This is a genomic window from Aliivibrio fischeri, assembly GCF_009727955.1.
Taxonomy (GTDB): Bacteria; Pseudomonadota; Gammaproteobacteria; order Enterobacterales; family Vibrionaceae; genus Aliivibrio; species Aliivibrio fischeri_A.
The window spans coordinates 1-1880 of record NZ_WOBR01000037.1 but is presented as its reverse complement, the minus strand read 5'-3'; the positions used below and the strand labels follow the sequence as shown (position 1 = coordinate 1880).

General features: G+C 37.6%; 1 protein-coding gene. It reads right to left on the bottom strand.

The annotated features are described in order from the left end of the window. Positions 1-258: 258 nt before the first annotated feature. Positions 259-1323 carry a porin gene (locus GNP81_RS19250; protein ID WP_336503052.1) on the bottom strand — a complete coding sequence of 355 codons (1065 nt, stop codon included), beginning with the start codon at positions 1321-1323 and terminating at the stop codon, positions 259-261. Between the last annotated feature and the right edge of the window lie 557 nt (positions 1324-1880).

The following is a 1880-nucleotide window of genomic DNA, read 5'->3' as shown; positions in this document are numbered from 1 at the left end:
CTCCAACCCCTTCATTTTCTACTGGGTTGATGCTTTTAGCTTCTATTGATACGTAAGTGGATTTTGTTTCTACCTCATTGATTGCATCGCTGAAATCATCATCACTTGATAACGTAGAGCACCCGCTAAGTAATACTACGCTTAGTCCTAAAATTCTTTTATACATCCTAATACACCTTAAATTTTAAATGCTCTTAAAGTAAAAAACGCTGACAAAGTTTGCCAGCGCTTTTAAAGTTAGCTAAGTAACAACTTTTCTTAGAAGCCGTACTCTAGACCGATACGTGTTACGATATCTGTATCATTATCGCCAACAGTACGACCTGCTACACGTAGGTAAGGTACGAAGCCGTTATGTACAGCCATTAACTGACCTGAAATTGTGTTGCTGTCAGAATCTTTATCCGTTTTACCGTTAGTTTCTGATTCTAAGTTAGCAGCGTAACCCAGTTTGAAACCAATTGGACCGTTCCAGTATTGACCGATGATAGAGTAAGAACCTTGCTCTACATCAGTTCCAGCAATACCACCTTGGTTATCTAGTGCTTCCATTTTATATGCACCAGCGATACCAAAACCAGCAGGTAGAGACGCTTCAAAACCAACTAAGTACGCTTGGTTATCTTGACCTGATACACCATTAAAATCAGAGCCAGATTCAATCGCACCCATTAAGGTTACTTTTTCAAAGCTGTATTTTGCGTTTGCACCAACAAAAGATGAATCACGAGTAGCATAACCACCACCGTTCGCATTGTCATCACGACCAACAGAAGCTGCAAAAGAGAAACCACCAAACTTAGGAGAATCGTAACGCACTTGGTTTGATTGGCGATCGTAGTGACCAGCAATACCACCCCAATCGAATACAGAGCCTAAACCTGGGTTAGAGAAAGGCCAGTCAACGATTTCGTATAGTGGAGTAAGAACACGACCCACACGTACGTTACCCCAATCACCTGATGCACCGATGAATGTATCACGGAAACCTAGCACACCACCAGAAGCACCGCCGTGTCCCCAATCTGTGTTATCAACATAACCAGATTCGATTTGCATAGTAATCAATACGTTTTCAAACATCTCTTTATGTGCGCGGAAACCAATGCGAGATTCATTTTCCACAACAAAACCTTCATCACGGCCAGAGCTGCTTTTTGCTTTATCATTATCAGTAACGTTGTAGTTAACAAGTGAAATAGCTGCCACACCGTAAACATCAACATTAAAGTCCGAGTTAACACCCACTTCTTTAGCTGTTACGCCGCTAGCAACTAATGCAATCGCAGCACCTAAAAGAGTTTTCTTGAACATAGTCATAATTCCTTCATTTAACTAATTAAGTAACGCATGGATATTTAAGTTGGTCGCCGAAATGAACCATGCATTAGATTTGTTGTCTGGGGTGCACTATGACAATGTTTTTTCACAAAGAAAATATAGTAATGTTTTTTGAGTGACCTACTTCAAAAACGAAGTTATATAAAAAAACATAAACCAGCAAAAACAACAACTTAACAAAAATAAAAATTTAAACCACAGAATAAAAATAAATATAAAAGTGAGAAAGATCTCAGGCATGAAGATAAAAACCCAAAACAACAAGATCTAGATCACCTTAGATTTATATTATTTTTCATTAGTTAATTTTAAATAAGAAAAAAGTGCGAACTAAGTCGCACCTCTTTTCATTAAAAAATCCAGTAATTTAAATTTATTTCTTATTAAGAATCCAAGTTAAAATGTTTGATTTGTCAGTAACTGAAGACTTTGAATACCAATACGTTAACATCTCTAGTTCTTTAGATGATGAAACTAACTCAGTGTTTACTTCTTTACGATTTATAAACGCCCACTCGGTAAATTGCTCTTGTTCTGCA